Source organism: Abyssibius alkaniclasticus (assembly GCF_020447305.1).
Classification (GTDB): Bacteria; Pseudomonadota; Alphaproteobacteria; order Rhodobacterales; family Rhodobacteraceae; genus Abyssibius; species Abyssibius alkaniclasticus.
This window is the reverse complement of record NZ_CP095732.1, coordinates 2,582,541-2,608,078: the sequence shown is the minus strand read 5'-3', so window position 1 is coordinate 2,608,078 and position 25,538 is coordinate 2,582,541. Positions and strand designations below refer to the sequence as shown.

The window sequence follows — 25,538 nt, the reverse complement described above, 5'->3', positions numbered from 1 at the left end:
ACCCGTTCTAACGCTTGGCCGGCAGAATGAAAAGCACGGTGCCATCAGCCCTGGTTGGTGATGCGCGCCAGCGTGGCCACGGCATTGCGCGCCGCGCCACTGTCGATGCTGTTGCGCGCCAGTGCAACACCATCGGCCAGGCTGCTCACTTTATCGGCCACCAGCAGGGCCGCCGCTGCATTCAGCAAAACCGCATCGCGATAGGCACCCGCAGCGCCATCAAGCAGCGCGCGCAGGGCCTGGGCATTGGCGGCAGGCGCGCCGCCCAAAATTGCCTCGAACGGGTGGGTTTTCAGGCCAGCATCATCGGGCGAAATGGTGAATTCGCGCACCGCACCAGCTTCCAGCGCCGCCACCGCGCTTGGCCCGGCAATCGAAAGCTCGTCGGTGCCATCGGCGCCATGCACAAGCCAGGCCTTGTCCGAACCAAGCTGGCGCAGGGTTTCGGCCATTGTCACCAGCAGTTTTGGCGAAAATGCCCCGGTAAGCTGGCGCTTGACGCCAGCCGGGTTGGTCAGCGGCCCAAGGATGTTGAAAATCGTGCGCGTGCCAAGCTCGCGCCGGGCGGGCATGACATGTTTCATGGCCGGGTGGTGGTTTGGCGCCATCATAAAGCCGATGCCTGCTTCGCGAATGCCACGCTCAACCACGGCGGGGCCGACCATGATGTTGATGCCAAGCTCGCTCAGCGCATCGGCGGCACCGGATTTGGAGCTGAGATTGCGGTTGCCGTGCTTGGCCACCGGCACGCCCGCCCCCGCCACCACAAAGGCCGTGGCGGTGGAAATGTTCAGCGTGCCTTTGCCATCGCCGCCCGTGCCGACAATATCCATTGCCCCATCGGGGGCCGAAACTTTCAGGCAGCGCGCGCGCATGGCGGCAGCGGCGGCGGCATATTCTTCAACCGTTTCGCCGCGCACGCGCAGCACCATCAGAAAGCCGCCAATTTGCGAAGGTGTGGCCCGGCCTTCCATGATCTCGCCAAAGGCGGCTTCGGCATCGGCGCTGCTCAGCGGCGCGTCGATCGCCTTGGCGATACAGGCCTGTAGTTTTTCGCTCATGCTGACTCCAGTGCCATATCCAGAAAGTTTTTAAGCAGCGCGTGTCCGTGTTCCGAAGCGATTGATTCCGGATGGAACTGCACGCCGTGAATGGGCAGGCTGCGGTGTTGCAGCCCCATGATCGTGCCATCTTCCACCTCGGCGGTAATTTCCAGACACTCCGGCAGGCTTTCGCGTTCAACCACCAGAGAATGGTAGCGCGTGGCTTCAAACGGGCTGGGCAGGCCCGCGAACAGCCCCTTGCCGCCATGCTTGATTGTGCCCATTTTGCCGTGCATCAGCGCATTAGCGCGCACGACCTTGCCGCCAAATGCCTGCCCAATGGCCTGGTGGCCAAGGCAGACCCCGATCAGCGGCGTGCGGGTTTCGGCGGCGGCTGCGGTCAGCGCAAGGCAAATGCCAGCCTGCGCCGGGTCACACGGGCCGGGGGAGAGCATGATGGCCGAGGGTTGCAGCGCCATCGCCTCTTGCACATTCAGCGCGTCGTTGCGGCGCACCTCGACCTTCGCGCCCAATTCCGAAAGGTAGTGGACCAGATTCCATGTGAAGCTGTCATAATTATCAATCAGCAGCAGCATTTAGCCCTCATTAATCGTCGATATTAGGCTGGCACCAGCGGGGAATACCTTATAAACGTGTAAAGCGTCTGGGGGGCATTGAAAAGCCGCACAGGCGGCATCGCAACTAATTATTCAGCATGGGGTGGCGGGTGCAAGGAATTATCGGATTTTTGACGGGGCTCGTAAAAGGGCTAGTGTTGTGTGCGATTGTTTTTGTAGGCTTGACCATCATCTTCAAACCGGCTGACCCTGCGGGCAGCCCTGCGGCGGCGGCGAATGCGCCCGCCGCGCAACCTGCAACCGTGCCTGCGCAACCCGCAGCACCACAGGTTGCGGCAACCCCGCAAGCCGCGCCCGTGGCACCTGCAACACCGGCGCCTGCAACCGCGCAGCGCCAGCTTGCGGCGTTTGAGCGTAATGCCATGCCCTTCAACCTGCCAAGCGGCTCGCGCGGGCTGGCGGTTGTGCTGGTCGCGCCTGTCGGCTTTGATCTGGCCCCGCTGGCCGGATTGCCGCTGACCGTGGCGATTGACCCGGTCACACAGGGCCAGAATATTGGCGCCTATCGCGCCTATGGCTTTGAGGTTCTCACCCTTTTGCGCCGCGACATCCGCGATTCGGTGCCCGCGATCAGCCAGGCGATTGCCACGATGAATGGCAGCGTTGGCGTGTTCGATGAGGCAACGGGCAGCAACCCGGCGGCCAATATCACCCTGCTGTCACTGCTGGGCGAATACGGGCTGGCCTATGTCGGGCAAACCGGGTTTGGCGGCATTTTGGGGCAGGTGGGCGAGGCCGGCCTGCCGGCAATGGCGATCAACAGTTCGGTCACACCCGCCATGTCCAGCAGCGATGCCCGGCTGGCGCTGGATACGGCCACGCGCAATGCGCTCGAAACCGGCAATCAGGTGGTTGTCGTGCAGATGGACAATCTTACACTGGATGTCTTGCTGTCATGGGCCAATGCACCCAAGCCGCGCGGCCTTGTGCTGGCGCCGGTTTCGGCCGTCATGCGCAAACCCTGACCTATTGGCTGGAATAGGGTTTGACAAACAGCGCCGCATCCTCGGCGGCCATGCGCAAGGCTTTGGATTTGTTGACGGTTTCTTCAAACTCGGCTTCGGGGTCGCTATCGGCGACCACGCCGCCACCGGCCTGGATATACAGAACCTCGTCCTTGATAACCGCCGTGCGCAGCGCGATGCAGATATCCATACTGCCCGCGGCTGAAAAATAACCGACACCACCGCCATAGACGCCGCGTTTCTCATGCTCCAGCTCGTCGATAATCTCCATCGCGCGCACCTTCGGCGCACCAGAGACCGTGCCGGCGGGCAGGCCGGCCAGCAGGGCTGACAACGCATCTTCGCCCGCACGCAGCCTGCCTTCGACATTGGAGACGATATGCATCACATGCGAATAGCGTTCGATGATGAATTTTTCGGTTGGGGTGACGGTGCCGAATTCGGCGACGCGGCCCACATCATTGCGCCCGAGATCGAGCAGCATCAGATGCTCGGCGCGTTCCTTGGGGTCGGCCAGCAAATCAGCCTCCAGCGCCCGGTCCTCGGCCTCGTCGATGCCGCGTTTGCGGGTGCCGGCAATCGGGCGGATTGTGACCTTGCCATCAACCACGCGCACCAGAATTTCGGGGCTTGCGCCAATCACCTGAAAGCCGCCAAAGTTGAAATAGAACATATAGGGCGAGGGATTTGTGCGCCGCAGCGCGCGGTAAAGCGCAAAGGGCGGCAGCGGGAAGGGCTGCGCCCAGCGTTGCGAGGGCACGACCTGAAAAATATCGCCTGCCGCGATATAGTCTTTGGCCTTGGCAACCATTGCAAGATAATCGTCATGGCTGGTGTTTGACACCGGCGTGCCCGGCTGCATATGCGCCAGATCGAAGCTTTCGGTCGGCACGGGGCGGTCCAGGTCGCGCAGCGCGTCGCTGACCCGTTCAGCCGCCTGGGCATAGGCGGCACGGGCCGACTGGCCGCTGGAAACCCAGGCCGGCGAAACAACGCAGATTTCGCCCTTCACCCCATCGACCACCACCACAACGCTGGGGCGCTGCAAAATGGAATCGGGCAGGTTCAGCGGGTCGGGGTTGATATTGGGCAGGTGTTCGACCAGCCGGATCATGTCATAGCCCAGAAAGCCGAACAGCCCTGCGGCCATCGGCGGCAGGCCTTCGGGCAGGTCGAGCTTGCATTCATCGATCAGCGCGCGCAACGACGCAAGGGGCGGCTGATGATCGGCCACGAATGCCGCATCGTCATAGCGCGCATTGCGGTTGATATCGGCGGCACCGTCGCGGCACCGCCAGATCAGGTCGGGCTTCATGCCCAGAATGGAATAGCGCCCGCGCACCTCGCCGCCGGTGACCGATTCCAGCAAAAAGGAATCGCGCCGCGCCTGGGTAAGTTTCAGCAAAAGCGAAACCGGCGTGTCGAGATCGGCGATAAGCCGGGTCCAGACCAGCTGGTTTTTCCCGGCCTCATAGCCGCGCGCGAAGCTTTCGAAACCGGGCAGGATTGCCATTATTGAAAGCCGTTCAACACCGCCTCGATCAGCCTGTTATTCACGCTGACCTGGGTTGTATCGCGCACCGCATTGGCAAAGTAGAAGAACAGATCGCTGCTGAGCCCGGCCTCGTCGGCTGTGCTGCGCTGCGCCACATAATCTGTAAAGCTGTCTGCTTCGGCGGGGGTAATGCTGTTGACGCGAAGAACGATGTAGCTGTCCTCGCCATTGGCTACGGCTGCGGTTTCACCCTCGGCCAAATCAAAGGCCGCATTGGCGGCGCTTGCGGGCACGGCATCGGTTGATGTGCCACGCGACAGGCCTGGGGCATTGGAAACGGTCAGGCCAAGCGCATCCATAACCGGCAGGAAGGCGGCCCCTGCATTGATCTGGCTGGCCAGAGAATTTGCGCGTTCGGCAAGTGCAGCCCGATGCGCATTGGCTGTCCAGGCGGCGGCAACCTCTGCGCGCACATCGGCCAGCGGCTGCACCTGTGGCGGGGTGATCCGGTCGACCCGCAGCACGAACAGGCTGCCATCTTCGGTTTCCAGCAGGTCACGCTCCTGGCCCTCGGCGGCGGCAAGTGCTTCGGTGCGGAAGGCTTCATCGGCTGCCAGCCCCTCGCTCATGTCGCTTGTGAATTCAAGCGTTTCAAGCGCCATGCCGGTTTCATTGGCCAGTTCTTCCACGGTGGCACCTGCTGCGACAAGCTCTTCGGCCTGCCCATAAACAGCGGCCAGACGCTCGCGTATGAAAGGCTCGGCCAGTTGTGCGCGAATCTCGTCGGCAACATCGGCCAGCGGTGTGGTCGTGGCCGCGATGATTGCGTTGATACGGAACAGGGCCGGGCCAAGATCGGTGTCAACCGGGCCGACGATGCCCGGTGCCTCGGTGCCAAACACCGCGTCGCGTGCCGCAGAATTCAGGCTGATGGCTTGCACGATACCCAGCGAAAAAAGGCTCGGGTCCAGCCCGCGCTCGGCGATCAGATCGTCAAAACTTACTTCGCCGGCATTGATCCGGTCCAGCGCAGCCGCGGCTTCTGTGGTGTCGGCAAAGGTCAGCCGGTCTAGCGCGCGGCGCTCGGGCTGGCTGTATTGCGCGGCGCGCGCGTCATATTCGGCAGCCACATCCGCATCGGTGATGCCCGCCTCGGCGGCAACGCTGGCGGCGCGCAGCACGGCAATTGTCAGGCTGCGCCGCTCGGGCAGGGTGTAGTCTGCGGCATTCTGCTCTAGCCATGCGGCCAGATCGGCCTCGCTGGGGGCGGCGGGCGCGGCTATGCTGTCGAGGTTGATCTGCACCCAGTCCACGTTAAAGGATTCGTTCAGAAACTGGCCGATGACCCTTGCGCTCGTGCCATCGGACACGGCCCCGCCGCTAACCGCCGGGTTTAGCAAATTGCGCGAAAGTTCAGCGCGGATCAGCGCCTCGTAGTCGCGCACGGCGTAATTGGCGTTCTGCAAAGCATAGCTATAGGCGTCGGGGTCGAACTGGCCGCTGCTATCGGCAAAGGCCGGGGTCGACATGATCGAGGCGCGCAGCATGTCATCATCGGCCAATACAGCGCGTTGCGCAGCCTCGTTCTCCAAAGCGCGCGAGGTGATAAGCTGGCCCAGGGTCGAACTGTCAAGCCCGAACAGGCGGGCCTGCTCCATCGTGACCGGCTGGCCAACCTGCTGGGAAAAGCGGTTCACGGTCTGGCTGAGCGCGCGGCTGAATTCCTGCTGGGTGACTTTGCGATCCCCCACAGTGGCCACGTCATTGCTGGAGCCACCCGACAGAACATCGCTGATGCCAAACCCGGCCATGCCCACGATGAGCGCACCGATAAGCGCATAGACCAGAACGTTGGTTTTGCGCGAACGCATCATAGTAGCCATTATAAACCCTCAGCCATTGGTAGTTTGCGTGGTTGTAAGGATTGGCTGGAAAAGAGGCAAGTGCCTTAGGGGCCAAAGGCGGCCAGACGGGCAAACAAAACCGCGAGTTCCTGTGTATTTGCATTGGCAAAGGCAATGCGAAGCTGGCGTTTGGCGGCCTGCTTGCCCTTTGGGGCAAACATTGTGCCGGGCAGCACCAGCAGGCTGGCTTCGGCCACAAGGCGCTGTGCAAGCGTCGGGCTGTCTAACTCCATATCGTAGCGGACATAGGCGAAATAGGCGCCGCAGCACTGCAGGTGCCAGCCGGGTAGCGCGGCAAAACCCGCTTCGACCACCGCACGGCGGCGCAGGGTTTCGGCGCGTTCCTCGGCAATGAAGCCTTGCAGGTTCTGCAAACCGTAAAGCGCCGCGCGCTGGCCAAGCTGGTTGGGGCAAATCGCAACCGTGTCGAGAAATTTTTCAGCCTCGGCAAGGCGGGCGGGGCTGGCGACAAGCGCGCCAACCCGGTGGCCCGTCAGCCGGAAGACCTTGGAGAAGGAGTAAAGATGCACCAGCACATCGCGCCAGGTCTCATCGGCAAACAGGGTGTGGACGGGGTGTTGTCGGGAATGAAAATCGCGGTAGGTTTCATCGACCACCAGCGCCAGACCATGCGCGCGCGCCAAGGCCACAAAACCCGCAAGCAGTGCCGGTGGATATTCAGCCCCCGTCGGGTTATTGGGCGAAACCAGCACAATGGCGCGGGTTTTCGGGGTTATCGCCGCCTCGGCCTCGGCCAGATCGGGCAGCATTCCGGCACCGCAGGGCAGGGGGATTGTGGTAATCCCCTGCATATCCAGCCACATTTTATGGTTGAAATACCAAGGGGTTGGCAGGATTACCGCCTCGCCCGGCGCCGCGATGGTGGACATCGCGGCGGCAAAGGCCTGGTTGCAGCCCGAGGTGATGGCCACATCCTCTGGCGCAATATGCCCGCCATATTGCGCCGACCAGCGGGCCGCCAATTCGGCGCGCAGCGCCGGCAGGCCCAGCACGGGGCCATAAAGGTGGCTGCTGTCATCCTCAACCGCGTCTGCAAGCGCCTTGCGCAATTCCGGCGGTGGCGGGGCAACGGGTGCGGCCTGGCTCAGGTTCAGCAAGGGGCGGTCGGCCGGAATAGACACCCCCGCCAGCCAGCGCCGCGCCTCCATCACTGGCGGCGGCGTGGTGGCGGCAATTGTTGCAGCATGGGGTTTCAGCATGGCGCGGGCTCCGGCAAATTTCGGCCAGCTTAGCGGGCGGGGTGGCGTGCGCAAGTGCCAGCCCTTGACGCTGGCCAAATGGCGGGCGATATGGCGGGCATGGCACAGCCCCCAATCCTTACGCTAAGCGGTATTTCCCTGAATTTCGGGGGCGATCCGCTGTTTGAAAACCTGTCGCTCGCCGTGCATCCGGGCGACCGGATTGCGCTTGTCGGGCGCAATGGTTCGGGCAAGTCGACGCTGATGCGCATCATGCAAGGCCGCGTGACACCCGATTCCGGCACCGTATTCGCCCAGCCCGGCCAGCATGTCGCGATGATGGAGCAGGAGCCGGATTTCAGCGGCTTTGCCACGCTTGGCGCATGGGTGCGCGCTGGCCTGCACGAGGATGAAGGCTATCGCGCCGATATTGCACTTGAAGGCGTGAAGCTGCGCGGCGATATCGCGCCAGACGCCGCCAGCGGGGGCGAGCGGCGGCGCGCCGCCTTGGCGCGGCTTTTGGCCCAGGATGCCGAACTGATGCTGCTGGATGAGCCAACCAACCACCTTGATATCGACATGATCAAATGGCTTGAGGAAGAACTCGCCTCGACCCAGAAAGCCTTTGTGCTGATCAGCCATGACCGCGCGTTTCTGCGCGCGCTGACCCGCAACATTCTTTGGGTCGATCGTGGGCAGGTGCGCCGGGTGGACCGTGGCTTCAGCCATTTCGAGGAATGGCGTGACAAGATTTTCGAGGAAGAAGACCAGCAGCGCCACAAGCTGAACCGGCTGATCAAGGCCGAAGGCCGCTGGGCGGTTGAAGGCATTTCGGCGCGGCGCAAGCGCAATATGGGCCGCGTGCGCCGCCTGGCCGATTTGCGCGCCGAACGCGCGTCGCAAATTCGCCGCGCGGGCGTGGCGGCAATGGAGTTTGAAGCGGCCCCGAAATCCGGCGCGCTGGTGGTTGAGGCACGCGATGTCGGCAAATCCTTCGGTGCGCGCAGCATCGTGCGCGATTTTTCCATGCGCATTCAGCGCGGCGAACGCATTGCGCTTGTCGGCCCTAATGGGGCGGGCAAAACCACATTGCTGAACCTGCTGACCGGCGCGCTTGCGCCCGATAGCGGCAGCATCAAGCTCGGCGCAAACCTTGTGCCTGCGGTGTTTGACCAGAACCGCAGCGCGCTTGACCCCGGCCAAACCCTGTGGACCGCGCTAACCGAAGACCCGGCGATTGGCGGCTCTGGCCGGAATGACCAGATTATGGTGCGCGGCACGGCCCGGCATGTTGTGGGCTATCTGAAGGATTTTCTGTTCGCCGAAGAGCAAATGCGCAGCCCGATCACCGCGCTTTCGGGCGGGGAGAAGGCGCGCCTGTTGCTCGCCCGTCTGATGGCGCAACCGGCAAACCTGCTCATTCTCGACGAGCCGACCAATGATCTCGATGTCGAAACGCTCGACCTGTTGCAGGAACTGCTCGATGATTTTGACGGCACCGTGCTGCTGGTCAGCCATGACCGCGATTTCATCGACCGGATTGCCACCACCACGCTGGTGATGGAGGGCGATGGCCGTGTCACCATCTGCGCCGGGGGCTATACCGATTCCCTGTCGCAACGGGCGGTGAAGGTCGAAAAACCCGCCGCAGCGAAAAAGCCCGCCGGCGCGCCCGCCGCAAAACCCGCAACACCTGCGGCACAGCCCGGCCTAAGCTTCACCGAATCCCACCGGCTTGCCGAATTGCCCAAGCTGATTGCGGGCTACGAGGCGGATATCGCCAAGCTCACAGAGCTGCTGGCCACGCCCGATCTTTATACCAAAGATCCGGCGAAATTCGCCAAGGCCACCACGGCCCTGACCGACCGGCAGAACCTGCTGAGCGCGGCCGAGGAAGAATGGCTGATGCTGGAAGAACGCGCCTAGGCGGCACGCCGGGTTGGGTGGTCAACGCCGTGCGTTAAACATCCAGCTCTTCAACAAATCGCGCGTTTTCCTGAATATACTGGAAGCGTTTTTCGGGCTTTTTGCCCATCAAACGTTCGACCAGATCATCGGTTTCGCCCGGCTCGTCATCATCAATGCTCACGCGGATCAGCTTGCGGGTGTCCGGGTCCATCGTGGTTTCTTTAAGCTGGGCGGGGTTCATTTCGCCAAGGCCCTTGAAGCGGCCCACGTCGATCTTGCCACGCCCGCCAAGCCCGCGCGCCAGCCAGGCATCGCGCTCGGCCTCATCGCCCGCATAGACCGATTTCGCGCCTTGGGTGAGGCGGAACAGCGGCGGGGCGGCAAGGAACAGGTGGCCCGCATCAATCAGCGGGCGCATCTGGGTGAAGAAAAACGTCATCAGAAGGGCGGCGATATGCGCGCCATCCACATCGGCGTCGGTCATGATGATAATGCGCTCATAGCGCAAATCTTCGATATTGAAGCGGCTGCCGCCCTGCACGCCCATAGCCTGGCAAAGGTCGGCAAGCTCTTGGTTTTGTGTAAGTTTTGCGCCCGATGCCCCCAGCACGTTCAGGATTTTACCGCGCAGGGGTAAAATGGCCTGGCTGCGGCGGTTGCGCGCCTGCTTGGCGCTGCCGCCAGCCGAATCCCCCTCGACCAGAAACAGCTCGGTCCCCTCGCGGCCATTGGCTGAACAATCGGCCAGCTTGCCCGGCAGGCGCAGCTTTTTCGTGGCCGACTTGCGCTGGGTTTCCTTTTCGGCCCGGCGGCGCAGGCGCTCTTCGGCGCGCAGAACCAGATAATCGAGGATCGCGCCGGCCGATTTTGTGTCGGATGCCAGCCAATTGTCAAAATGGTCGCGCACGGCGTGTTCTACCAGCCGCGCCGCCTCGGTCGTGGCCAAACGGTCCTTGGTCTGGCCCACGAATTCCGGCTCGCGAATGAAAACCGAGATCATCGCGCAGCCACCGGCCATCACGTCCTCACGGGTGATCTGGCTGGCCTTGCGGTTTGAGACAAGTTCGCCATAAGCGCGCACGCCTTTCAGGATTGCCGCCCAGAAACCGCTTTCATGTGTGCCGCCCTCGGGCGTGGGCACGGTGTTGCAGTAAGAGTTGACGAAAGCATCGCGCGCCGGGGTCCAGTTGATCGCCCATTCGACCGAACCAACAGTCTCACCGCCAAAGCGTTCGGAAAACTCGACCTTACCCGCAAACGGCTTTTCGCTATAGGTTGCAGCATCTTCCAGCGTTTCCTTAAGGTAATCTGCCAAGCCGCCGGGGAAGTGGAAGGTTGCCGCATCAGGCGTATCATCGGTTATGCAGCCTGGCGCGCATTTCCAGCGGATTTCAACGCCCGAAAACAGATAGGCCTTTGAGCGGACCATTTTCAGCAGCCGCGCGGGCTTGAACCGCGCCATATTGCCAAAAATTTCCGCATCGGGGTGGAAGGTAACGGATGTGCCGCGCCGGTTCTGTGTGGCGCCCAGTTCCTCCAGCCCACCCACCGGCAGGCCACGGCTGAAACGCTGACGGTAAAGCAGCTTGTTGCGCGCCACCTCAACCGCGACATGGTCAGACAGCGCGTTGACCACCGAAATGCCAACCCCGTGCAAACCGCCGGATGTCTGATAGGCCTTGCCCGAAAACTTGCCGCCCGCATGGAGCGTGCATAAAATCACCTCCAGCGCCGATTTATCGGGAAATTTCGGGTGCGGGTCGATGGGCATCCCGCGGCCATTGTCGCGGATCGTTACCGAAAAATCTTCGTGCAGCTCCACCTCGATGCGGTTGGCATGGCCCGCCACGGCCTCGTCCATCGAATTGTCCAGCACCTCGGCCACCAGATGGTGCAGGGCGCGCTCATCGGTGCCGCCAATATACATGCCGGGGCGTTTGCGCACCGGCTCCAGCCCTTCCAGAACCTCGATCGAGGAGGCGGAATAGTTGTTGGAGGCTTCGTCTTCGTCAAAAAGGTCGTTCGGCGCTGTCATGGGTTTTCCCGTTTTCTGCTCAACCTCCAATATGGCAGATAGCGGGGGGGACACACAATATCTTGTGGCGCTGCAAATCGCATTTGCCTTGTGGATGCGCCGCAATATAAGCAAGGCCTGACCCCTGATTGGAAATTTTATGTTGAATATCGGTATTTGCACCCGCGAGCGGCCCAAAATGCTGAAGGCCTTGCTGGAAAGCCTTTGCGTCAGCATTGCGCAGGCCGGGGTTGATGTTGCGATCATCCTGGTTGAAAACGGCCCGCCGGGCGGTGCGAAAACCGTGGCCGATGGCTTTGCCGACCGGCTGAATATTGCGTTCAGCAACGAAGAACGTCTTGGCCTTGTTTATGCGCGAAACGCGGTTGTGCGGCAGTTTCTGGCCGGGCCGCACGACTGGATTGCGCTGGTCGATGACGATGAAACCGTTGCGCCCGACTGGCTTGCGACCCTGCTCAAGGCGCGCGCGGATTTTCCCGATACCGATATGTTTGTCGGGCCGACGTTTCGCATTTACGATGCCTCCGCCCCGCGCATTCTGCGTGAAATGCGCCAAAAACGCTATCGTTACGGCCAAAAGATATTTGGCAGCGGCACCAATAATTGCTTCATGCACAGGCGCAATTTTGACGATGGCGAAAAGCTGCACCTGTTTGATCTGGCCTATAACCTGTCGGGAGGCGAAGATTATGACCTGTTCCGCCGTATCAAGGCGCGCGGGCTTGTCTGCCGCTACATCATGGCGGCGCGCACCTATGAGGCTGTGCCGGACTCGCGACAAAGCCTGAAATTTCAGCTTTCAAAATGGCGACATCAATCGCATTGTCGCGGTCGCGTATACATTGGTCTGCATGGCGAAATTGCCGGAAGGCTATTGGTGCTGTTCGAAATGACGCGCGATATTGCCCGGATAATTGTTTTCAGCCTGGCCGGCTCGGTAGTGCTGGTGTTTTCCGAATCGCGCGGGCTTGCGCTTTTGGGCCTGGCGATGCGCAGCTTTGCCGCCCTCAGCGGGCGGCCTTTGGCTTTATGGAAGCGGCTAGGCGACAGCTATGCCAGTGTTCAAGGGCATTGAAGGCCAAAAAGAAAGCGCCCAGCACATTGCTGGACGCCCAGAAGATATCCGCCCGTCAGGGCAGTCAGAATAGCTTAGGTCGACGAATTGTCGTCGCCGGTCAGGGTCAGCGCGAGGATCGCGATGATTGCCAGCGGGATCAGCCAAGCACCCGAACCGGAGCGCATGGGTTCTTCAACCATCGTCACTTCGGGGGCTACAAAAACAGCAGAACCGGCATAAGCAGCACCTGCTGCGAATACACCGGCAAGGCTAGCGCGGATAACTTTAATCATTTAAGGCTCCATCATATAGGAATAAGACTTACGTCGTGCCGACTATATACCAGCAGAAACCGAAATTGAAATGCCCGAGATTGTAATCGCGATCTGCACGCGCGAACGGCCCAAAATGCTTGCCGAACTGTTGCATTCTTGCATCAATTTAACACCGGTAGAGGGTGTTGCCCTGCGGTTCATTCTTGTTGAAAGTGGGCCAGATACAGTGTCGCGCGGCGTGATCGACTCGTTTTCCGACAAAATTGACATAACCTATGCGCATGAGGCTCGAATCGGCGTGGTGCGGGCGCGCAACCGCGCGATAGAGCTGTTTTTGCGCGGCACGGGCGACTGGCTGGCCTTCATCGACGATGACGAGGTGATAGACCCGGACTGGGCCGCCGCCATAAAGGCCGCCATCGTGGCGCTGCCGGATTACAGCATTTTTGCGGGCCGCGCGATCATGATCGAGCCTGAAAGCGCGCCGCGCATCTACAAGGCGCTGCGGGCGCAAAGGGCCCGGCGCACAACATCTTACGAACGCAAGGCTGTCACCACGCAGAACGTGGTGTTCCGTCGCGCGATTTTTGCCGATGACGGGCGGGCGATGCGGTTTGATCTGCGGTTCAATACGATCGGCGGCTCCGACTATTTTCTGTGCTATCAGCTAACGGATGCCGGTGAAAAAATCCGCTTCGTGCCCGAGGCCATAACGCGTGAGAGGGTTCTGGCCGAACGCGCGGCGCTTGGCTTTCGGCTGCGCAAACAAATCGCACAGGCCCATCATGCCGGGTTGATATCCTTGCTGCGCTTTGGCCGGTTTCGCGGCCATATCCACAATATCTGGATGGTGCTTGGCGCGTTTGCCCGGTGCGTGATTCTACTGGCAAAAGCGGCCGTGATTCTGGTTTACAACGAACAGCGCGGGCTGGCCTGTTTTGCCGGCGCGCTGAACTGGCTCTGCGTGGTCATCGGGCGGCTGCGCTTTATCTGGCGCAATCCGGCCGATATTTACGCCAGTGTTCAGGGCGGCTAAAGCCCCAGCAAGGCCGCATCACGCGGGTAGCTGGTCAGGTTTTCATATCCGGTTTCGGTGATCAGCACCTGATCTTCCAGCTTGATCGAAAAATCGCCGCCCTCACGGCTGATCAGGGCTTCGACGCACAGCATCATGCCGGGTTTGATCTCGTAATCGAACGCGCCCTCCTCGTCGCGGTCGGCATAGTCGATGAGCGGCCATTCATCGCACAGGCCAACGCCGTGCATGGCGCAGGAATATTTTTGCGCCTGATAGATGTCGGGCAGTTGATGACCGTTTTGCACAAGGTCGCGCATGGACACGCCGGGTTTGAGCATGGCCATGTTATGCTCGATATGCTCCCAGCCGAGCGCGTAATCGTCAATCATGTCCTGGCGCGGCTTGCCGTTGCCTACAAACCAAGTGCGCGAAATATCGCAGCACATGCCATAGGCGCCGATCAGGTCGGTATCAAAGGCCAGTATCTCGTTGTTTTGCACAATGCGCGGCCCGCATTCCTGAAACCACGGGTTGGTGCGCGGGCCCGATGTCAGCAGGCGTGTTTCAATCCACTCTCCGCCACGGCGAATATTTTCGGCCTGTAGCACCGCCCAGATATCATCTTCCGAAAGCCCGGGGCTGGCGGCGCGCTCCATCGCGGCCACGGCTTTTTCGCAGGCATTCATGGCGCAGCGCATGGCCAGAATCTCATCCGGCCCCTTGATCGAGCGCGCCTTTTCCGTCAACTCCTCGCCTTCAATGACAACAAAGCCTTGCGCTTCGATTGCCCGCAGCCCGCTGAGCATGATCTTGTCAATCGCCAGCCGTGTCTGGCCCGGCGCGTGGGCGGCCAGAACGTCGGCCAGTTGGGCGGCAAAAGCCGCGGCCTTGCGCGCGCCCAGATCGCCGGTTGAAAAATAGAACATCGACGCCCCCGAGCGCACTTCGGCCACCAGCGGGTTGAAGGCCGAAAGAAAGGGCGAGTTCTTGTAATCCCACATCACCATATGCCCATCGGCACAAATCAGGCAGGCGCGAAACGGATTATGCGTGTTCCAAAGCTGCATATTCGTGCTGTCGGTCGCATAGCGAATGTTGAGCGGGTCAAACACCAACAGCCCGGCCAGGTCGCGCGCGTTGATATGCTCAACCAGCCGCGCATGGCGATAACGGCGCATCGCATCAAGGTTGGGGGCCTGCAAACCCGCCGCTGCCCATTCATCAAATGCCAGCTGCGTTGGCCCGATTTCAACCCGGTCATTGTCATCCGGCGTGCCATCGGGCTTGCGGCGGGTCGGGTCGATCTTGCGGCGGTCGATATAGTTCATGGTCTAACGGCCCATCGAAATGCGGTTTGCAGCAAGACTAGGGTCAGAACTTGCGCTTGCCGCCTAGAAAAGCGGCAAGCGCATGGTCGTTTTCAGGCAAGGTCCAGCACAACATGCGGCTGCCCGTCCGAGGTTTTCTCGAATGTGCGGCCCAGTCCGTTTACCGTGCAGCTTACGTAAGAGCGGTAGTTGCTGAAGTTTTTGAACTGCACCACGTCAATCGGGTCATCAAACTTCAGGTCCAGCGCAAACCAGCCATCGGCCCGCTCGCGCACCGCACGAATGCGCGCCCGGAACGGGTGGCCAAGATAGCGGCCAGTGACAAACTGGCCGATTGCAAAGCGCGGGGCAGGGTGCTGGTTGCCGAGCCTGGCAAACAATGTGTTCCAGTCGCGATAGCCGTGCTGCCTGGCAACAAGCTCAAGCGATTGGCTATGGCTGACGGGCGTGGTTGGCTCAAGTGCCGCGCGCAAGGCACGCGCCTGCTGCTTGAGCGTGTTAACTGTGGGAAGCGTATTCATAAGACATGCCTTTTTCCAAGCCATGCATTCGTTAAGGGTGCGTGCATTACCATAACCGCATGGAAAGGGGCGGGGCAGGTCATAGATGTCCGGGCTTCACCACAGCTTGCGCTTGCACGCGGCAGGGGCCGGACCCCTTGGGGATGGGCATATAGGGCGCAGGTGCCGGTTCGTCAATATGCACGGGCGCTTGACCGTTTCGCGCCTGTTGCATAGGACTTGCCTTGGCCGGACGATGGCGTCGTCTGTGCCGGGGCGCCTCAAGCCCTGTTTCATATTATCCTGCACGCCCGGATTACCCATGCGCGGTTGCGCGTGGCGAATTTCTGGAGATGATGATGTTTCTGAACAATGCCTGGTATGTTGCCGCCTGGGGCCATGAAATTGGCACCGATTTGCAGCAGGTTGTGGTGCTTGGCGAAAAGATCTGCATGTTTCGCAACGCGGCGGGCGAGGTTTTCGCGCTGGAAGATGCCTGCCCGCACAGAAAGCTGCCGCTGTCCAAAGGGCGCATCAAGGATGGAAATGTCGAATGCGGCTACCACGGGCTGACCTTCAACTGCTCGGGCCAATGCGTCTGGGCGCCGGGTGGTGGCGATATTCCGTCCAACGCCAAGCTGCGCAGCTATCCGGTGCATGAAAAATACGGGCTGGTCTGGATCTGGATGGGCAATGCCGCCATTGCCGATACGAGCGATATTTTCGACATCCCGAATTTTGGCGACCCGGCCTGGGGCATCAACCGCGGTGCGGCCATGCAGCTGAACTGCAACTACTTGCTGATGACAGATAACCTGCTCGACCCTACGCATGTGGCCTGGGTGCATCAGGGCTCATTCGCGCAGGATGCCACCAAAGATACGCCATTGCGGGTTTCCAAAACCGAAAACGGGGTCATCGTGCATCGCTGGATGATGGATGTGGAACCGGCACCGTTTTACAAGAAGGTCATCGGCTTTACCGGCAATTGCGACCGCTTGCAGCATTACGAGGTGCGCTATCCCAGCCATGCGCTGATCCGCGCCATCTTTACCCCGGCGGGCACGGGCGGGCCGAACGGGGCGCTGCATGAAGATACCTTCATCATGGACAGCTACAATTTCATGACCCCGACAACCGAATCCGAAACGCGGTATTACTGGTTCCAACTGCGCAATATCCGCCCCGATGACGAGGCGCTGTCCAAGCTGATGAGCGAGGATGTGCAGCACGCATTCGAGGAAGATCGCGCCATTCTGAACGAGGTGCAGATCGGGATGGACAATAAGACATCGCCCCATATCGACCTGCCGATCGACGGCGGCCAACTCCGCTTCCGCCGCCAGCTGCTTGCGATGATCAATGAAGAAAAGCAGGTAGATGCGCAAATGCAGGGTTAGGTTAGAAAGGCTTCAGCGGCATCGCACATCTGTTCCTGGCACTTCGTGCGATGCCGCATCTATCAGAGTTCATTCAAGCCCGGCGGCAATGGCGCCCAGCCTTTGTCAGAAGCTGAAGCCTACGCGCAGGTTGACCGAGGATGACGGGCCCTCAAATGTCCAGTCCGGCCAATCTGTCTGGTCAAACTCACCGGAAAGATCGCGTGCAACATATTCGACCCCGGCAAAAATGCGCTCGGTGATCTGGTAATCGACACCAACACCGTAGTTGAGCCCATCTATTGTGGTGGCGGGTGCAACACTGTCTTCATAGAAGGTTGCGGTGGAATATCCGGCAAAGCCGTAGAACAACACCTTGCCCATAGAGTAACCCAACCGCAGTTTCAGGTCCAAATAGTCCTGTGTGGTTACGGTATGAAAGCCTTCTCTGGTGGCAAACGGGCCTGCTGTGTAGCCCAGTTCGGCACCATAAACAAAATTGCCGCGCTGGAAATTGTAGCCGGCGAAGCCGCCAAAAGAGTCACCGCCGACAAACAGATTGCCGCCAAAGGCTCCGTTTTGATAGCTCGCCATCGAGTCCTGAACGAAACCATAGCTGGCGCCCGCGTAAAACCCGCTCCAGTCAGTCACGCTGACCGTGTTGGCAACTGCGCTGCCTACGCTTGCAACTGGCGTTTCTGCTGCGCCCGCATAGGCAAAACCGCCGCCAAAAGGTGCAAGCGTCAGGGCAAGACAGGAAATAAATGTTCTCATGTTCATACCTTCTTAACGATAAATGTGTGCGCAATATCGCGTGGTGCAGTATGTCACGCAAGAAAAAAGGGGCCCCGCAGGGCCCCGATTTGTAAGGGAGTGCCGCGTTTAGCAGCTATAATACATCCCGTATTCCACCGGATGCGGGGTGTGTTCGACCTTGTAAACTTCTTCCCATTTCAGCGCCATATAGCCCTGAAGCTGGTCTTTGGTGAACACGTTGCCTGCAAGCAGGAAGTCGTGGTCGGCCTCAAGGCTTTCCAGGGCTTCGCGCAAGCTGCCGCAAACTGTCGGGATGCCGGCCAGTTCTTCAGGCGGCAGGTCATACAGGTCTTTGTCCGAGGCTTCACCGGGGTGGATGCGGTTCTTGATCCCGTCGATGCCCGCCATCAGCAATGCGGCAAAGCACAGATAGGGGTTGGCGGTCGGGTCGGGGAAGCGGGCCTCGACACGCTTGGCCTTGGGGCTTTCTGTCCACGGAATGCGCACACAGCCCGAGCGGTTGCGGGCCGAATAGGCGCGCAGAACGGGGGCTTCAAAGCCGGGGATCAGGCGTTTGTAGCTGTTTGTGGACGGGTTGGTCAGCGCGTTCAGCGCCTTGGCATGTTTCAGAATGCCGCCGATGAAGAACAGCGCCTCATCCGACAGGTCGGCATATTTGTCGCCTGAGAACAGGTTCTTGCCGTCTTTCCAGATCGACATGTTCACATGCATCCCTGAGCCGTTATCGCCATAAATCGGCTTGGGCATGAAAGTGGCGGTCTTGCCATAGGCATGGGCCACGTTATGGATGACGTATTTGTATTTCTGGATATTGTCGGCCTGCTCGGTCAGCGTGCCGAAGATCAGCCCAAGCTCGTGCTGGGTGCTGGCAACCTCGTGGTGGTGCTTGTCGACCTTCATGCCGATGCGCTTCATGGTCGACAGCATCTCGCCGCGAATATCCTGCGCTGAATCGGTTGGGTTAACGGGGAAATAGCCGCCCTTGACGCCCGGGCGGTGGCCCATATTGCCCATTTCATAGGCGGCGTCGGTGTTCCATGCGGCATCCACCGCATCCACTTCAAAGCTGACCTTGTTCATCGAGTTGGAATAGCGCACATCGTCGAACATGAAGAATTCAGCCTCGGGGCCAAAATAGGCCACATCGCCAATTCCGGAGGAACGCAGATAGTTTTCGGCGTTCTCGGCTGTGCCGCGCGGGTCGCGGTCGTAGCGCTCGTTCGTGTCGGGCTCCAGCACCGTGCAATGGATGCACATGGTCTTTTCGGCATAGAACGGGTCGACATAGGCGCTGGTCAGATCGGGCATCAGCTTCATGTCCGATTTGTCGATGCTTTTCCAGCCGGCAATCGAGCTGCCATCGAACATGAAGCCTTCTTCAAAGAAGTCCTCGTCGATGATGTCTTTGTGCAGCGTGACATGCTGGAGTTTGCCGCGCGGGTCGGTGAAGCGCACATCGAGATACTCGATGTCTTCATCTTTCATGCGCGCAAGAATGCTTTGGGCGTCGCTCATAATGATACCTGTGTTCTGGTGGAAAGTTCGGGGCTAAAGGGCCTCGTTGCCCTCTTCGCCGGTGCGAATGCGGATCGCCTGTTCAACAGACGATACGAAGATTTTGCCATCGCCGATCTTGCCGGTTTTGGCGGCGTCGATAATGGCTTCAACAACCTGTTCGACCTGATCATCGGCGACCACGACCTCGATTTTTACCTTCGGCAGGAAATCGACAACGTATTCGGCACCGCGATACAGTTCGGTATGGCCTTTCTGGCGGCCAAAACCCTTGGCCTCGATCACGCTCAGCCCCTGAACGCCAGCGTCCTGCAGGGCTTCCTTCACCTCGTCGAGCTTGAAGGGTTTGATGACGGCTTCGATTTTCTTCATGGGGCCTCCGGCTATCGTCTGGGGGCTAAATTGCACCTGTGCAGGTGGGGTGCAATTGCCTAAGCTGGCGTGGGTGCGATGTGGCGCGGAAATTCGCCGCCACTGCCCGAAAATTAGGCATAATGCCCAAGAGTTGCACAGGCTGAAACCATGACTGAACTTCTAACCGCCGCCCAGATGCGCGCCATCGAGCAAGCCGCCATCGAGTCTGGTGCCGTAACCGGGCTGGAACTGATGGAGCGCGCGGGGCAGGGCGTTGTGGAGGCGGTGCTGGAAGAATGGCCAGAACTTGCGCTGACCAGCCACAAGGCCGTGGTGCTGTGCGGGCCGGGGAATAATGGTGGTGACGGATTTGTCGTGGCGCGGTTGCTGAAGGCGCGCGGCTGGGATGTCGAGGTGTTTTTGTATGGCGATGCGGAGCGGTTGCCGCCGGATGCGCGGGTGAATTATGAGCGGTGGTTGGGGGCGGGACACTCTGTGTCCGGTGCGACACAATTGGCTGTTGATGCGTTGTTCTATCAGAATACTGATGTTTTCATCGACGCTTGTTTCGGAACTGGATTGACGCGACCATTCCCGGCCGAACTCGGAAGCTGGGTTGCAGCAACCATCGACGGACAATCCTCTCGCAGTAGGTTAAAAACCGTAGCTGTCGATATAGCGAGCGGAATATGCGCTGATAGTGGACGAGCACTAAACAGCAGCCGCACGATACTCCCTAAACTGGTGGTTACATTCCATGCGGCCAAGCAAGGCCATTATTTGAACAAAGGTGCCGAAAACACAAGATCGCGCGGTGTAAAAGTTATTGATATTGGTTTGCAGGGAAACGCATTTTCGGCAACGAAACTGACCAGTGCTTCAATTATTGCGGCCCACAAAGCACCGTCATTGCATAAATATGCCCACGGCCACGCCCTCATCCTTTCAGGTCCGGCAGGCCAAACCGGTGCCGCGCGCCTCGCTGCACGCGGGGCGCTGCGCATTGGGGCAGGGGTGGTGACGGTCGGTGCGCCGCCTGAAGCAATGGCGGAACATGCGGCGCAGTTGAATGCCATCATGCTCAAACCTGTGGTGGATGTGGGTGCGCTCGCCGGAATTTTGGAGGATGCGCGGATCAACGCGCTATGCATCGGGCCGGGGTTTGGGACATCGGCGCGCGAAGTCGGGATTTTGGCGGAGGTTTTGGGCGTGCCTGTAGAGGCGCGCCCAGAGGTGCGCCCAGAGATGCGGAATGAATGCGCACCCTACGGAGATGAGGTTGGGGGCAGGGATAGCGCCGTCCCGGGCTTGACCCGGGACCTCGACGCCCCCACGCAAAGTAGAGGCCCCGGCGCGGGGGCCGGGGCGGCGCGTGGTCGGTGCGTTGTGCTTGATGCCGATGCGCTGACGCTGCTGGCAAAACACCCCGCGCTTTTTGCTGCCTTGCACGAAAACTGCATCCTCACCCCCCATGCGGGCGAATTTGCGCGGCTGTTCCCCGATATCGCTGAAAAACTCGCTGCCCCCGCCACAAAAGGCCCCGCCTATTCCAAGGTCGATGCCACGCGCGAAGCCGCCACCCGCGCAGGCTGCGTGGTGCTGTTCAAAGGCGCCGATACGGTGATCGCCGACCCGCAGGGCCGCTGCGCCATCAACTCGGCCCATTACGAGCGCGCCGCGCCCTGGCTTGCCACCGCTGGTTCGGGCGATGTGCTGGCGGGGTTCATCACAGGCTTGCTGGCGCGCGGCCTAGCACCTATGGCCGCTGCCGAGAGTGCCGCATGGCTGCATGTCGAATGCGCCCGCCATTTCGGCCCAGGCCTGATTGCCGAGGATATTCCCGAACAACTCCCCGCGGTATTTCGGGCGCTGGGCGTGAATTAGGGCTTTTCCCGCCAGAGTGAACTTGTTACATAGCGCGCCGGAACGCGGGTGTGGCGAAATTGGTAGACGCACTAGATTTAGGTTCTAGCGCCGCAAGGCGTGGGGGTTCAAGTCCCTCCACCCGCACCAGAGTTTCATCGGACAAGATCAACATAGCTTGTGTCGGCAGGAAGCAATGTCACGTTGTTTTGTTCGGAAAATTGTTCCGATCCGCTGAACCCAAAGTGGACAAGGTCATAGCCCGCACCGGGTTCCGCCAGGTCGTATTCTGAGCAGTATTGCGGCAGGTTCAAATCATACAAACTGCCATTTGCTGTTTCCAATCCCTCATCGTCGAAGAATGTGGCGTTATTGGCGCCGCGCAAATAGTAACGCTCAGTATCAGCGCCGATGTGGAAAATCTCACGAACCGGTAAACCAAGGTCAAGGATATCGTTGCCAATGGTAAGATATCGACGTAGCGAGCGGCATCGTCGACCTTCAATATATCTATGCCTTTGGCTGTGGCCTTGAATTCTTCCTTCGACAATTTGAACAATATATGAAAATTCTGACCCGCGCTCGTTTGAATCCCTAAACTCGATCCATTCACACTGCCCTGACGGTGTTTGATTAAAACAAAAGATGGCGTTGGATTCTATGACTTCATCCAAATCGCCGGGGAATAGTCTTGATTTTTCATCCCAGTTTGCAGCCACAAACCAGACGATCGCACCGATCACAAGGATGACTGATACAATGGGTGTCACAATTTCAGAACGCAGACGCATACAAACTCGCTATGGTTGTGCATTTCGTATATGGCCTGCCATTCCCCCTTGCAACACGCACGGCCCATCAATAGAAGGGGCGGGATTTTGGATTGGGGCGGATGCGCCCGCTAGCAACTAGAGGATCAACATGCAGGTCACCGAAACCCTGAACGAAGGCCTGAAGCGCGCCTATGCCATCAAGGTTACTGCCGAGGAGCTTGCCGCCAAGGTGGACGAAAAACTCGAAACCGCGCGTGCGGATTTTCAGATGAAGGGCTTTCGCAAGGGCAAGGCCCCGATGGCGCTGATGAAGAAGATGTTCGGCAAATCCGTTCTGGGCGAAGCCTTGCAGGAAGCCGTTGATGGCGCGGTGAACGAGCATTTCACCAAAACGGGCGACCGCCCCGCCGTGCAGCCCGATGTAAAAATGGCCGATGAGGAATGGAAAGAAGGCGATGACGTGAACGTCACGCTGGAATATGAAAACCTGCCCGTTGTGCCGGAAACCGATTTCAGCAAAATCAAGCTTGAGCGTCTGGTCGCCGAGGTTGACGAGGCTTCGGTTGAAGAGGCGCTGACCAACCTTGCCGCCTCGTCCAACCATTTCGAGAAGCGCCGCAAAGGCTCCAAGGCCAAAGACGGTGACCAGGTCGTGATCGACTTCAAAGGCTCGGTCGATGGGGAGCTGTTTGAAGGCGGCACCGCCGAGGATTATCCGCTGGTGCTGGGTTCGGGCAGCTTCATCCCCGGCTTTGAAGAGCAGCTTGACGGCGTGAAAGAGGGCGAAGAGGTTGAGGTCAAAGTCACCTTCCCCGAAAATTACGGTGCAAAGAACCTTGCCGGTAAAGACGCGGTGTTCGCCTGCACCATCAAGGAAGTGCGTGAACCCAAGCCCGCACCGCTGGATGACGAGCTGGCCACCAAATACGGCGCCGAAGACCTTGCCGCGCTGCGCAAACAGGTTTCCGACCGTTTGGCCGAAGAATACAAGGGTGCCGCCCGCGCCGTGATGAAGCGCAAGCTGATGGATGCGCTTGACGGTGTGGTGAAGTTCGACCTGCCCGAAACGCTGGTCAATGCCGAAGCGGGCCAGATTGCCCACCAGCTATGGCATGAAGACAACCCCGACGTGGATGGCCACGACCACCCCGAGATCGAGACCACCGACGAGCATAAAAAACTGGCTGGCCGCCGCGTGCGCCTTGGCCTTTTGCTGGCCGAGGTTGGCACGAAGAACGAGATTGTGGTTTCGGATGCCGAAATGCAGCAGGCCATGTTCCGCCAGGCCAGCCGCTATCCGGGGCAGGAGCGTGAGTTTTTCGACTTCATCCAGAAAAACCAGCAGGCCCAGCAGCAGATGCGCGCCCCGATCTTTGAAGACAAGGTTGTGGACTACATCTTTGAACTGGCGCAAGTAACCGACAAAACGGTCACCAAAGCCGAGCTGGAAAAAGCGATTGAAGCGCTGGAAGACGAATAAAAATTCGGGACAGTGATTTGAAAAGGCGGCCTTCGGGTCGCCTTTTTTATCCGCGCAGCCGGGTGGTCAGCACGTTCAGCGCGCTTGCCCCGGTTTTCAGGTCTTTGGAAATGCTCTTGGCTTTGCTTGCCGCATCATTCGCGCTGCCCGCATTGCCCTTGGCCAGTGCTTCGGCCTGATCTATCAGCGCCTTGGCCTCGGTCAGCAGCTTCAAAATCTGGTCGGTCGGCGCGATGGAATCGCGCAGTTTCAGTGCCTCGGCCTTGGTGCCGGCCACCTGGCGGCGGGTGGCGTCAATCACCCTGATCTGGCGACTGTCCTTGCCCTTCAGCGCGGCGCGCATGGCTTTGGTCAGCACATCGGCGGCCTTCTGGCTTTCGATCGTTGCCTTCACAATCCGCGCCCGCGTTGCCACGCGCAGCTTTTCCATGCGGGCGATGCGGGTAATGCCGGTTTGCACGGCTTTGGAGATTTTGCCGACATCGCTGGCCAGCCCGCCCGCAGAAATCTGGCTTTGCTTGAAAATCTGCTCGTTCCCATCCCAAATGGTGACAGAAGCACCAATTTGCGCCCCCGCGCCGTTGATCATCGGGATGAGCGCGCCAACATTGCCGGTGCTGGCGGCATTGACCGCCCCCGCACCATCGGCCCCCAAAACGCCGGTCATGAAATTGGCCTTGGCATCGCGCAGGGTATCAAAGCTGAATTTCGGCTTCAGCTTCTTCACCTCTTCTTCCGCCGCTTTGCCGATCAGCTTGGCGCTGTCGCCCAGCACATCCACGGCGATTCGCTCGGCATATTTGCCGTGGAAATTGTTCCAATCTGCAATCAACGCTTCCTGCTGGCTATCGGCGAAGGTTTTCATCTTCACGGCAGGGTCGTTATTTTTCAACATCCGCGCCAATTGCAGGCGGGCACGGCTGAATTTATCCTCAAGCTTGCCCATTTCGTTCTTGATACGGTCGGGGAAGGTCGCCTCGAACCTTTTGGCAAGGTCTTTGCCCAGGTCCGACTTCATATCCATCCCCGGCACAAGCTGCATGGTGCAGCTCAGCTCTTGCGCGGCAATTGCGCCAATTTTTTCGAGTTTCAGGGTATTTGTGCAGGTAATCTGCTTCCCGTCTGATTTGATCTGTAACATGAAAATATTTCCGTTCTTGCAAACTGCGCAATGATACCCCGCACAGCGCTTTTGCGCAAAAGCCAAATCATCGCTGCGTGATATTTGCCCACACGCCCTTGCGGCTGGCGGCTGGCATGATTAAACCTTTCCTCAACACCAAAAGGCTAAGGCCGGCTGGTAGACCAAGTTAGGACATTGCCATGTTTGATCCCTCCATGATCGCCAAAAGCTTCATCATCCCGACGGTGGAGGAAACCAACGCCCGCGGCTCGATCCGCTACGATATTTTCTCGCGTCTGCTGAAAGAGCGGATCATCTTCGTTTCCGGCCCCGTGCATGATGAAATGGCCACGGTGATCGTGGCGCAATTGCTGTTTCTGGAAGCGGAAAATCCGAACAAGGAAATCGCGATGTATATCAACTCGCCCGGCGGCGTTGTGTCATCTGGCCTGTCGATCTATGACACGATGCAATATATCAAACCCAAAATCTCGACCGTATGCATCGGGCAGGCGGCCTCGATGGGGGCGCTGCTGCTTTGCGGCGGCACCGAAGGGATGCGCATGTCGCTGCCCAACAGCCGGGTAATGGTGCATCAGCCTTCGGGCGGGTTTCAGGGGCAGGCCAGCGATATTGCGCTTCATGCCAAGGAAATTCAGGAGCTGAAAGACCGGCTGAACGGCATTTACGTCAAGCATTGCGGGCAAGACCTTGAAACCGTAGAAAAGGCGCTTGACCGGGATAATTTCATGACCGCGCAAGAGGCGAAGGACTGGGGTTTGATCGATGAAATCGTGACCCATCGCAGCCCGCCGGAAGACAGTGCAGCGTAACAAGCACTTGTGCTTTGCCGCAAGCTCGTGCCCTAATAGGGCGAAATAGATTGGCGCTGTGGTATACAGTGCAGAC

At 59.6% G+C, this 25,538-nt stretch carries 22 protein-coding genes and 1 tRNA gene; 9 read left to right on the top strand and 14 right to left on the bottom strand.

Annotation, left to right across the window (positions count from 1 at the left end; genetic code table 11):
* Nucleotides 1-44: 44 nt before the first annotated feature.
* Both trpD and LGT41_RS12975 read right to left on the bottom strand, forming a co-directional pair.
* On the bottom strand, nucleotides 45-1,061 hold the full coding sequence (trpD, locus tag LGT41_RS12980; protein ID WP_274127319.1) for an anthranilate phosphoribosyltransferase: 1,017 nt from the start codon (nucleotides 1,059-1,061) through the stop codon (nucleotides 45-47).
* Nucleotides 1,058-1,639 carry an anthranilate synthase component II gene (locus LGT41_RS12975; RefSeq protein ID WP_274127318.1) on the bottom strand — a complete coding sequence of 194 codons (582 nt, stop codon included), beginning with the start codon at nucleotides 1,637-1,639 and terminating at the stop codon, nucleotides 1,058-1,060. The genes trpD and LGT41_RS12975 overlap by 4 nt, the downstream gene beginning before the upstream one ends.
* Before the next feature lie 203 nt (nucleotides 1,640-1,842).
* On the opposite strand from LGT41_RS12975, the gene LGT41_RS12970 reads away from it, so the two are divergent.
* Nucleotides 1,843-2,646, top strand: coding sequence for a polysaccharide deacetylase family protein (locus LGT41_RS12970; RefSeq protein ID WP_274127317.1), 804 nt, complete (start codon nucleotides 1,843-1,845; stop codon nucleotides 2,644-2,646).
* Between the two features lies 1 nt (nucleotide 2,647).
* Here LGT41_RS12970 and trpE read toward each other — a convergent pair whose 3' ends face one another.
* The 3 genes from trpE to LGT41_RS12955 form a co-directional block, all read right to left on the bottom strand.
* A complete protein-coding gene (trpE, locus tag LGT41_RS12965; protein WP_274127316.1) occupies nucleotides 2,648-4,159 on the bottom strand; it encodes an anthranilate synthase component I in 1,512 nt (503 codons plus the stop codon).
* On the bottom strand, nucleotides 4,159-6,024 hold the full coding sequence (locus LGT41_RS12960) for a peptidyl-prolyl cis-trans isomerase (protein WP_274127315.1): 1,866 nt from the start codon (nucleotides 6,022-6,024) through the stop codon (nucleotides 4,159-4,161). The genes trpE and LGT41_RS12960 overlap by 1 nt, the downstream gene beginning before the upstream one ends.
* Before the next feature lie 65 nt (nucleotides 6,025-6,089).
* A complete protein-coding gene (locus LGT41_RS12955) occupies nucleotides 6,090-7,265 on the bottom strand; it encodes an aminotransferase (protein WP_274127314.1) in 1,176 nt (391 codons plus the stop codon).
* Between the two features lie 99 nt (nucleotides 7,266-7,364).
* Here LGT41_RS12955 and LGT41_RS12950 point away from each other — a divergent pair, with 99 nt between their 5' ends.
* Nucleotides 7,365-9,170, top strand: a complete 1,806-nt coding sequence (locus tag LGT41_RS12950; RefSeq protein ID WP_274127312.1) for an ABC-F family ATP-binding cassette domain-containing protein — start codon at nucleotides 7,365-7,367, stop codon at nucleotides 9,168-9,170.
* Nucleotides 9,171-9,204: 34 nt separating this feature from the next.
* Here the strand turns inward: LGT41_RS12950 and parE are convergent, their stop codons facing one another.
* Nucleotides 9,205-11,187, bottom strand: coding sequence for a DNA topoisomerase IV subunit B (gene parE / locus LGT41_RS12945; RefSeq protein ID WP_274127311.1), 1,983 nt, complete (start codon nucleotides 11,185-11,187; stop codon nucleotides 9,205-9,207).
* A 139-nt stretch (nucleotides 11,188-11,326) separates the two neighbouring features.
* Here parE and LGT41_RS12940 point away from each other — a divergent pair, with 139 nt between their 5' ends.
* Nucleotides 11,327-12,262, top strand: coding sequence for a glycosyltransferase family 2 protein (locus LGT41_RS12940; RefSeq protein ID WP_274127310.1), 936 nt, complete (start codon nucleotides 11,327-11,329; stop codon nucleotides 12,260-12,262).
* A gap of 74 nt (nucleotides 12,263-12,336) precedes the next feature.
* Here the strand turns inward: LGT41_RS12940 and LGT41_RS12935 are convergent, their stop codons facing one another.
* Nucleotides 12,337-12,537: a hypothetical protein gene (locus LGT41_RS12935; RefSeq protein ID WP_274127309.1), complete on the bottom strand. Its 201-nt coding sequence runs from the start codon at nucleotides 12,535-12,537 to the stop codon at nucleotides 12,337-12,339.
* 70 nt (nucleotides 12,538-12,607) lie between these two features.
* On the opposite strand from LGT41_RS12935, the gene LGT41_RS12930 reads away from it, so the two are divergent.
* Entirely contained in the window at nucleotides 12,608-13,555 is a 948-nt protein-coding gene (locus LGT41_RS12930) for a glycosyltransferase family 2 protein (RefSeq protein WP_274127308.1), read from the top strand.
* Here LGT41_RS12930 and dddP read toward each other — a convergent pair.
* Both dddP and LGT41_RS12920 read right to left on the bottom strand, forming a co-directional pair.
* Complete coding sequence (gene dddP / locus LGT41_RS12925) at nucleotides 13,552-14,865, bottom strand: dimethylsulfonioproprionate lyase DddP (protein WP_274127307.1); 1,314 nt, start codon at nucleotides 14,863-14,865, stop codon at nucleotides 13,552-13,554. The two genes, LGT41_RS12930 and dddP, sit on opposite strands and share 4 nt — an antisense overlap.
* Nucleotides 14,866-14,957: 92 nt before the next feature.
* Complete coding sequence (locus tag LGT41_RS12920) at nucleotides 14,958-15,386, bottom strand: glyoxalase superfamily protein (RefSeq protein WP_274127305.1); 429 nt, start codon at nucleotides 15,384-15,386, stop codon at nucleotides 14,958-14,960.
* Nucleotides 15,387-15,724: 338 nt separating this feature from the next.
* Here LGT41_RS12920 and LGT41_RS12915 point away from each other — a divergent pair, with 338 nt between their 5' ends.
* Nucleotides 15,725-16,765, top strand: coding sequence for an aromatic ring-hydroxylating dioxygenase subunit alpha (locus LGT41_RS12915; protein WP_337993034.1), 1,041 nt, complete (start codon nucleotides 15,725-15,727; stop codon nucleotides 16,763-16,765).
* Nucleotides 16,766-16,870: 105 nt separating this feature from the next.
* Here LGT41_RS12915 and LGT41_RS12910 read toward each other — a convergent pair whose 3' ends face one another.
* The 3 genes from LGT41_RS12910 to LGT41_RS12900 all read right to left on the bottom strand — a co-directional run bounded on the left by LGT41_RS12910 (nucleotide 16,871) and on the right by LGT41_RS12900 (nucleotide 19,408).
* Nucleotides 16,871-17,518, bottom strand: coding sequence for an outer membrane protein (locus tag LGT41_RS12910; RefSeq protein WP_274127303.1), 648 nt, complete (start codon nucleotides 17,516-17,518; stop codon nucleotides 16,871-16,873).
* A gap of 108 nt (nucleotides 17,519-17,626) precedes the next feature.
* Nucleotides 17,627-19,036 (bottom strand): type I glutamate--ammonia ligase, encoded by a 1,410-nt coding sequence (gene glnA, locus LGT41_RS12905; protein WP_274127302.1) that lies wholly within the window; start codon nucleotides 19,034-19,036, stop codon nucleotides 17,627-17,629.
* Between the two features lie 33 nt (nucleotides 19,037-19,069).
* Complete coding sequence (locus LGT41_RS12900; RefSeq protein WP_274127301.1) at nucleotides 19,070-19,408, bottom strand: P-II family nitrogen regulator; 339 nt, start codon at nucleotides 19,406-19,408, stop codon at nucleotides 19,070-19,072.
* A 150-nt stretch (nucleotides 19,409-19,558) separates the two neighbouring features.
* Between LGT41_RS12900 and LGT41_RS12895 the strand changes: the two genes are divergently transcribed.
* Nucleotides 19,559-21,274 (top strand): NAD(P)H-hydrate epimerase, encoded by a 1,716-nt coding sequence (locus tag LGT41_RS12895; protein ID WP_274127300.1) that lies wholly within the window; start codon nucleotides 19,559-19,561, stop codon nucleotides 21,272-21,274.
* 44 nt (nucleotides 21,275-21,318) lie between these two features.
* A tRNA-Leu gene (locus tag LGT41_RS12890) sits at nucleotides 21,319-21,403 on the top strand.
* A 5-nt stretch (nucleotides 21,404-21,408) separates the two neighbouring features.
* On the opposite strand, the gene LGT41_RS12885 is transcribed toward LGT41_RS12890, so the two are convergent.
* Nucleotides 21,409-22,044: a hypothetical protein gene (locus LGT41_RS12885; RefSeq protein WP_274127299.1), complete on the bottom strand. Its 636-nt coding sequence runs from the start codon at nucleotides 22,042-22,044 to the stop codon at nucleotides 21,409-21,411.
* A gap of 130 nt (nucleotides 22,045-22,174) precedes the next feature.
* Here LGT41_RS12885 and tig point away from each other — a divergent pair, with 130 nt between their 5' ends.
* A complete protein-coding gene (gene tig / locus LGT41_RS12880; RefSeq protein WP_274127298.1) occupies nucleotides 22,175-23,506 on the top strand; it encodes a trigger factor in 1,332 nt (443 codons plus the stop codon).
* A 46-nt stretch (nucleotides 23,507-23,552) separates the two neighbouring features.
* Here the strand turns inward: tig and LGT41_RS12875 are convergent, their stop codons facing one another.
* On the bottom strand, nucleotides 23,553-24,647 hold the full coding sequence (locus LGT41_RS12875; RefSeq protein ID WP_274127297.1) for a hypothetical protein: 1,095 nt from the start codon (nucleotides 24,645-24,647) through the stop codon (nucleotides 23,553-23,555).
* 182 nt (nucleotides 24,648-24,829) lie between these two features.
* Here LGT41_RS12875 and LGT41_RS12870 point away from each other — a divergent pair, with 182 nt between their 5' ends.
* The gene (locus LGT41_RS12870) at nucleotides 24,830-25,462 is read left to right on the top strand and encodes an ATP-dependent Clp protease proteolytic subunit (protein ID WP_274127296.1); all 633 of its coding nucleotides are present in this window, start codon (nucleotides 24,830-24,832) and stop codon (nucleotides 25,460-25,462) included.
* Nucleotides 25,463-25,538 lie beyond the last annotated feature (76 nt).

What these genes read in the sequence shown, in the direction of transcription:
- LGT41_RS12975 (WP_274127318.1), bottom strand. Translation starts at nt 1,639, where the DNA reads ATGCTGCTGCTGATTGATAATTATGACAGCTTCACATGGAATCTGGTC.
- LGT41_RS12875 (WP_274127297.1), bottom strand. Translation starts at nt 24,647, where the DNA reads ATGTTACAGATCAAATCAGACGGGAAGCAGATTACCTGCACAAATACC.
- LGT41_RS12960 (WP_274127315.1), bottom strand. Translation starts at nt 6,024, where the DNA reads ATGGCTACTATGATGCGTTCGCGCAAAACCAACGTTCTGGTCTATGCG.
- LGT41_RS12935 (WP_274127309.1), bottom strand. Translation starts at nt 12,537, where the DNA reads ATGATTAAAGTTATCCGCGCTAGCCTTGCCGGTGTATTCGCAGCAGGT.
- LGT41_RS12915 (WP_337993034.1), top strand. Translation starts at nt 15,725, where the DNA reads ATGTTTCTGAACAATGCCTGGTATGTTGCCGCCTGGGGCCATGAAATT.
- parE (WP_274127311.1), bottom strand. Translation starts at nt 11,187, where the DNA reads ATGACAGCGCCGAACGACCTTTTTGACGAAGACGAAGCCTCCAACAAC.
- LGT41_RS12885 (WP_274127299.1), bottom strand. Translation starts at nt 22,044, where the DNA reads ATGCGTCTGCGTTCTGAAATTGTGACACCCATTGTATCAGTCATCCTT.
- LGT41_RS12930 (WP_274127308.1), top strand. Translation starts at nt 12,608, where the DNA reads ATGCCCGAGATTGTAATCGCGATCTGCACGCGCGAACGGCCCAAAATG.
- LGT41_RS12900 (WP_274127301.1), bottom strand. Translation starts at nt 19,408, where the DNA reads ATGAAGAAAATCGAAGCCGTCATCAAACCCTTCAAGCTCGACGAGGTG.
- trpE (WP_274127316.1), bottom strand. Translation starts at nt 4,159, where the DNA reads ATGGCAATCCTGCCCGGTTTCGAAAGCTTCGCGCGCGGCTATGAGGCC.
- LGT41_RS12895 (WP_274127300.1), top strand. Translation starts at nt 19,559, where the DNA reads ATGACTGAACTTCTAACCGCCGCCCAGATGCGCGCCATCGAGCAAGCC.
- glnA (WP_274127302.1), bottom strand. Translation starts at nt 19,036, where the DNA reads ATGAGCGACGCCCAAAGCATTCTTGCGCGCATGAAAGATGAAGACATC.
- tig (WP_274127298.1), top strand. Translation starts at nt 22,175, where the DNA reads ATGCAGGTCACCGAAACCCTGAACGAAGGCCTGAAGCGCGCCTATGCC.
- trpD (WP_274127319.1), bottom strand. Translation starts at nt 1,061, where the DNA reads ATGAGCGAAAAACTACAGGCCTGTATCGCCAAGGCGATCGACGCGCCG.
- LGT41_RS12910 (WP_274127303.1), bottom strand. Translation starts at nt 17,518, where the DNA reads ATGAGAACATTTATTTCCTGTCTTGCCCTGACGCTTGCACCTTTTGGC.
- LGT41_RS12870 (WP_274127296.1), top strand. Translation starts at nt 24,830, where the DNA reads ATGTTTGATCCCTCCATGATCGCCAAAAGCTTCATCATCCCGACGGTG.
- dddP (WP_274127307.1), bottom strand. Translation starts at nt 14,865, where the DNA reads ATGAACTATATCGACCGCCGCAAGATCGACCCGACCCGCCGCAAGCCC.
- LGT41_RS12940 (WP_274127310.1), top strand. Translation starts at nt 11,327, where the DNA reads ATGTTGAATATCGGTATTTGCACCCGCGAGCGGCCCAAAATGCTGAAG.
- LGT41_RS12950 (WP_274127312.1), top strand. Translation starts at nt 7,365, where the DNA reads ATGGCACAGCCCCCAATCCTTACGCTAAGCGGTATTTCCCTGAATTTC.
- LGT41_RS12920 (WP_274127305.1), bottom strand. Translation starts at nt 15,386, where the DNA reads ATGAATACGCTTCCCACAGTTAACACGCTCAAGCAGCAGGCGCGTGCC.
- LGT41_RS12955 (WP_274127314.1), bottom strand. Translation starts at nt 7,265, where the DNA reads ATGCTGAAACCCCATGCTGCAACAATTGCCGCCACCACGCCGCCGCCA.